At 68.1% G+C, this 5,944-nt stretch carries 3 protein-coding genes and 3 pseudogenes; 1 reads left to right on the forward strand and 5 read right to left on the reverse strand.

Going from position 1 to position 5,944, the window contains the following annotated elements; all coding sequences use genetic code 11:
• From RHBS_RS22980 to glmS, 3 genes and pseudogenes are all read right to left on the reverse strand, one after another.
• Positions 1-374, reverse strand: a pseudogene (locus RHBS_RS22980) (alanine racemase); the annotation flags it as partial.
• A gap of 80 nt (positions 375-454) precedes the next feature.
• A pseudogene (locus RHBS_RS22985) lies at positions 455-1,889 on the reverse strand (NAD(P)H-hydrate dehydratase).
• Positions 1,890-1,897: 8 nt separating this feature from the next.
• Positions 1,898-3,760, reverse strand: a complete 1,863-nt coding sequence (gene glmS / locus RHBS_RS22990; RefSeq protein ID WP_121870420.1) for a glutamine--fructose-6-phosphate transaminase (isomerizing) — start codon at positions 3,758-3,760, stop codon at positions 1,898-1,900.
• Between the two features lie 70 nt (positions 3,761-3,830).
• On the opposite strand from glmS, the gene RHBS_RS22995 reads away from it, so the two are divergent.
• Positions 3,831-4,721 (forward strand): dienelactone hydrolase family protein, encoded by an 891-nt coding sequence (locus RHBS_RS22995; protein ID WP_237669595.1) that lies wholly within the window; start codon positions 3,831-3,833, stop codon positions 4,719-4,721.
• A 22-nt stretch (positions 4,722-4,743) separates the two neighbouring features.
• Here RHBS_RS22995 and RHBS_RS29235 read toward each other — a convergent pair whose 3' ends face one another.
• On the reverse strand, positions 4,744-4,995 hold the full coding sequence (locus RHBS_RS29235; RefSeq protein ID WP_187298604.1) for a hypothetical protein: 252 nt from the start codon (positions 4,993-4,995) through the stop codon (positions 4,744-4,746).
• A gap of 13 nt (positions 4,996-5,008) precedes the next feature.
• A pseudogene (locus tag RHBS_RS29240) lies at positions 5,009-5,944 on the reverse strand (hypothetical protein); the annotation flags it as partial.

Here is a 5,944-nt window from a genome sequence, read left to right on the forward strand (position 1 = left end):
CCGGTGGACGACCCCGATCCCCGACCCTGCTCGGCGACTCGCCGCCGCGAAATCGGAGTCCGTTCGGTGCAACCACGCCAACACCGGGACCGTCACACCGGCAGCGCGGAGTTCGAGGGCCTCACCGATGGTGGTGACGCCCGAGCTCGTGCGCCCCCCGCTGCGACTGCGGCGTGTGCGACTTCGACGGCACCGTGGCTGTAGCCGTCGGCCTTGACCACCGCCATCACGGCGGCGTCCCCGGCGAACTGCTGCAGCACGCGAACGTTGTGGGCCACGGCGTCGAGGTCGACGGACGCCACCGCGCCCGAACCCGTCCGAGGATCGGTCCTCTCGTCGCCGCAGCCGATGGTCACAACATTCGATAGTGCCATCCGAGCCGCCGATACGACGGATCAGGGTGGCACATCTCGTGACACATCACGAACCGGAAGTGGGCCACGCACGACCACGGTCAGACTGTGAGAGAGCGCACGGTTCGGATGGCGTCGGGGATGGACTCGCACAGCGGACTCGCAGAAATGGGTGCCGCGAACTCTCCGTCCGACCCGTGAGCCGCACGGGCTGCGGCCAGTGCGTGGACCTTCGCTCCGCAGGCAGCCGCGGTGGACGGCGTCATTCCTGACGCGAGCAGGGCCCCGAGGATGCCGGAGAGTACGTCGCCCGAGCCTGCGGTCGATGCGGCCGATCCCCCGGCGTCGCTGACGTACGTGGTGCCGTCTGCGTCGGCGACGATCGTCGCTCGTCCCTTGAGGAGAACGGTGACGCCCCAGCGCGCAGCAAGATCTCGAACCGATCCCATCCGGTCGGGTGCAGGGTCGGCTCCCGTCAGGCGGGCGAATTCTCCGGCATGCGGGGTCAGCAGCGTATGTGCGGCGCGTCCGGCAACCCAGCGTTCGTTGTGCGCGAGAACCGTGAGCGCATCCGCGTCGACGACGACCGGCAGGTCCGTTTCGAGAACTCGGCGCACGATGTCCGCCGACTCCTCGTCGGTGCCGAAACCGGGACCGACCACCCACGCCTGCACCTGTCCCGCCGCGTCGAGGTCCGGGGCGGCCACGACCTCCGGATAGTGCGACACGACCTCTGCGCCTGCGCTTCCCACATAGCGGACCATTCCGGAGGTGGCCGCGACCGCTGCGCCCACACAGAGCAGTGCCGCACCGGGGAACGTGGAGCTGCCGGCCAGGACACCCACCACACCCTGCGAGTACTTGTCGGCCGCGGCTGTCGGGATCGGCCACACCCGTCCCACGTCGGCCGGCTCGAACGACGTCATCGCCGGAGCCGGCAGCTCCAGGCCGATGTCCACGAGTTCGATTCGGCCACAACGAGGTACGGCCAGCACGTGAACGGGCTTGCGGGCACCGAACGTCACCGTCACGTCGGCCGTCACGGCCGGCCCCGAGACGGCACCGGTCTCCACGTCGACTCCACTGGGCACGTCCACTGCCACGATCGGTGCGGTGATCTGCTCGACCACGGCAGCAGCATCGGGCCGCAGCGGACCCTTGCCGGAAATCCCCACGATGGCGTCGACCACGATGTCGGCAGGTCCGCACCGAGTCACCACGCGTCCGCCCGACGAGCGCAGGGCCTCGAGACCTTCGGCATGCACCCGCGTCGGGTCGAGCAGGAGAGCCGACACCGAGACGCCGCGTCGACGCAGATACGCCCCCGGCCCACAGACCGTCACCGCCGTTGTCGCCCGTGCCCACCAGAATCGTCACGCGACGCCCCGCGACGCCTCCTGTACGCACGGCCAGCTCGCCCGCCACGACCGTGGCCAGTCCGTACGCGGCGCGGCGCATCAGAACGCCGTTCGGCAGGGAATTCAGCAGCGGCGCTTCCGCATTCCTAATCTGCTCGGGTGTGTAGTAGCCGCGCATGCCGAGCGCTATTCGACGGTGACGGACTTGGCCAGGTTGCGCGGCTTGTCCACGTCGTAGCCGCGCGCCTGGGCGACCTCGGCCGCGAACACCTGCAGAGGAATCGTCGACAGCAGCGGTTGCAACAGCGTCGAGGCCGCCGGGATCTCGATCAAGTTGTCCGCGAAGGGGCGCACTGCCTCGTCGCCCTCTTCGGCGATGACGACCGTTCGCGCACCGCGCGCCTGGATCTCGCGAATGTTGCTCAGCATCTTCGAGTGCAACACCGCCCGACCCTTCGGCGACGGCATCACGATGATCACCGGAACGCCGTCCTCGATCAGCGCGATCGGACCGTGCTTGAGCTCGCCGGCCGCGAAGCCCTCCGCGTGCATGTACGCCAGCTCCTTGAGCTTGAGCGCGCCTTCGAGAGCAACGGGGTATCCGACGTGTCGGCCGAGGAACAGAATGGTCGTGGCCGTCGAGAGCTCGCGCGCGAGCGCCCGAACCGGTTCGACCGTCTCGAGAACCCGCTGCACCAACTCGGGCATCGCTTCGAGTTCGGCGAATTCACGCGCAACCTCGTCGGGATACTTGGTGCCGCGAGCCTGCGCCAACGCCAGCCCGACCAGGTAGTTCGCGGTCACCTGGGCGAGAAAGGCCTTGGTCGACGCGACGCCGATCTCCGGACCGGCCCGCGTGTAGAGCACAGCGTCCGCCTCGCGCGGAATCTGCGAGCCGTTGGTGTTGCACACCGCGAGAACTCGCGCCTTCTGGTCCTTGGCGTGCCGAACGGCTTCGAGTGTGTCCGCAGTCTCGCCGGACTGCGAGATGGCCACGACGAGGGTCGAACGATCGAGAACCGGGTCGCGGTAGCGGAATTCGCTGGCCAATTCCACCTCGACCGGCAGCCGGGTCCAGTGCTCGATCGCGTACTTGGCGAGCAGGCCGGAGTGGTATGCGCTACCGCAGGCCACGACGAACACCTTGTCGACGTCGCGCAATTCCTGATCGGACAGTCGCTGCTCGTCGAGCACGATTCGACCGTTGTCGAAGTGACCGAGCAATGTGTCCGCCACCGCTGCGGGCTGCTCCTGGATCTCCTTGAGCATGAAGTAGTCGTGGCCGCCCTTCTCGGCGGCTGCCAGATCCCAGTCGATTCGGAACGGACGCCCCTGCGCCTCGTTGCCCTCGAAATCGCTGATGCCGTAGCCGTCGGCGGTGATCACGACGACCTGGTCCTGGCCGAGTTCCACGGCGTCGCGGGTGTGCTCGATGAACGCAGCGACGTCGGACCCGAGGAACATCTCGCCCTCGCCGACACCGAGTACCAGGGGCGTGGAGCGACGAGCCGCGACGATCGTGTCCGCGTGATCGGAATGGGTGAACACCAGGGTGAACGCACCCTCGAGACGACGCAGAACTGCTTTCGCGCTGGCCACGAAGTCGCCCGCAGTCGGGCCTTCGGCGTAGGCACGCGAGACGAGATGGACGGCCACCTCGGTATCGGTGTCGGACAGGAACTCGATGCCGACTGCTTCCAGTTCGGCACGCAGCGGACCGAAGTTCTCGATGATTCCGTTGTGCACCACCGCAACGGTTCCTGACGCGTCCCGATGCGGGTGAGCGTTGCGGTCGGTGGGACGGCCGTGCGTCGCCCACCGGGTGTGACCCATTCCGGTGGTGCCGACGAACGTGTCGGTGCCGATGTCGTCCAGTTCGGCCTCGAGATTCGCCAGGCGACCGGCCTTGCGCTCGACTGCCGTCGCTCCCGCGCCGTCCAGAATGGCGATGCCTGCCGAGTCGTAACCCCGATATTCCATACGCCGAAGCGCCTCGACCACCACACCCAGAGCTGGGCGGTGGCCGACGTAACCCACGATTCCGCACATGGACAACCAGGGTACTCGGCAGGGCGCGCACGACCCATTCGCTCGGGTCGACGTGTCCGGTGTCCCCCTGATGCGCATCGATTCGGTAGCGTCATCTCTCGTGGCGAAACCGAAGAAGCTGGCATCTGCTCTCTCCAAGCGCGGCCCGCACAAGGTGCTCCGAGGCGACCTGGCCCTCGCCGGGCAACCCGGTGTCGTCTACACCCCCGCCGAGGGCTTCGGACTGCCCGGCGTGGCCTTCGCACACGGCTGGATGCTGCGTCCCAGCCATTACACCGACACCCTGAAGCATCTTGCGTCCTGGGGCATCGTGGTTGCGGCACCGGACACCGAGCGCGGTCTCGTACCGTCCCATCGCGGCCTCGCCACCGATCTGGGCACTGTGCTCGACATCATGACCGGCGTGCGTCTCGGCCCCGGCAACATCAGCGTGCATCCGGACAAACTCGCCACAGCAGGCCACGCGATGGGTGCAGGCACCGCAGTTCTCGCCGCGTCCCGGCGATCCGACATCAAGGCCGTCGCCGCGCTGTTCCCCGCACCGACGGCACCCTCGTCCGAGGACGCCGCCGCGGGCCTCACCGTGCCGGGACTCGTCGTCGGAGACAACTCGAACGCGGATTCGCTCACCGATAACTCACTCGCGCTCGCCCAGGCCTGGAACGGACCGTCCATCCTGCGACGAATCGACGGCTCGACGGCGGACGGATTCGTCGAGGGCCGCCGGATCCTCGGCGCACTCGGTATCAACAAGCCCGACCGCAAGACTCAGCAACGCACCCGCGCGGTCCTGACCGCCTTCCTGCTGTTCCACCTGACCGGTGACTCCGACTACGAGGAGCTGGCCGGAACAGCAGGAGAGATCGACGGCACCAGGGCGGTCGATCCGCACGCTCCGCTCGGGGAGCAGCCCAAGCCCAAAGCCACAGCGTCGATCAAGGCGCTGCTCGGACGGGGCTAGTCCCGATCGTCACCGAACGGTGTCACACCAGCCAGGTCCTCGGCCGTTCGTCGGGATCGGTCTCGACATGCGGAGTGGGTTCTCGCCGGTCCAGGTGAGCCGGCTGCAGCACCGATCCCGACACCGGCTCGACGTCGGAGTCCGCTCTGCTCACATCGAGTGAATTCCGTCCGGCTCGGTCGACTGCAGGAGCCTGGGCCCGACTCAACGCCTCGGCCGCCCGCGACATCGCGATTCGATGCTCGTCGCGTATTCGATGCAGATCCCGACGCACCCGCTGTCGGTGCTCACAGCTCCCCCGCTTCACTCAGGCCGGCACCGCTACCCGTGTCGGCGGGTTGCGCATCGGTGACCGGTCGATCCGCAACTACCGGATGCTGCACCGCTGGCGGCTCGATGTCGGGTGACTCGGGCGGGCAGTGCTCCTGTGCATTCGAATCGGCTTCGGACGGCGGCGCAGGTTCCGCCCCAGGCACAGGCTCGGTCGCAGGCACCGGCTCGGTCGCAGGAACCGGTTCGGCAGGCGGCACGGGTTCCTCCGCCGCGACGGATTCGGCCGCAGGCAACGATTCGGACGGCACCGATTCGGACGGCAACGCTGCAGCAGAAGCCGGTGCGTCCACCTCGTCGGTGCCACCGGGAACCTCGACGATCTCGGGTAGGCCGAACGGTCCGATTCCGAGCTCGAACGAGCGTGTTTCGAGTCCAGGAGTCTCGAGTTCGAGGGTCACCGCACCGTCGTGCGTCAGCGCGATGCGGGCACGATGCCCATCGAGCTCGGCCTCGAGATGACCACGCTCGTCGGTGGCCGCAGGCCACGGCTGCCCGGGCTGCGGCAGCGGTGCCGACTCGGGTCTCTGGTCGCCGCTCCCGTCCGGAGCAGCCTCCTTCGTGTTGTCGTCACCGGCCCGGTTGTCGTCTGCGGTGTCGCCGGAGCTTTCGAGATCTCGACCGTCGATCGTCTCGGTCAGCGCATCGTCGACGCGGTCGATGATGCCGGCGACCACTCGATCCACGAGCCCGTCCAGAGAATCCTCCAGCTCGTCACCGACGGGACCGTCTTCGCTGACAGATTCGGCCGGATCCACGCCGTCTGCTCCGACGGGTGCGGGGCTGCCGGGGAGTGACGCCGCCGGTCCGACCGCTGCGTTTCCGACCGCTGCAGGTCCGACCGCTGCCGAACCGAGAGCGGCCGGTGCGGCTCCGGAACCGGTGGGTGCCGA

It is taken from the genome of Rhodococcus sp. BS-15, from assembly GCF_000813105.1.
In the GTDB taxonomy this organism is placed as follows: domain Bacteria; phylum Actinomycetota; class Actinomycetes; order Mycobacteriales; family Mycobacteriaceae; genus Rhodococcoides.

Coding starts and splice junctions, on each gene's coding strand:
- glmS (WP_121870420.1), bottom strand. CDS start 3,760: ATGTGCGGAATCGTGGGTTACGTCGGCCACCGCCCAGCTCTGGGTGTG.
- RHBS_RS22995 (WP_237669595.1), top strand. CDS start 3,831: ATGCGCATCGATTCGGTAGCGTCATCTCTCGTGGCGAAACCGAAGAAG.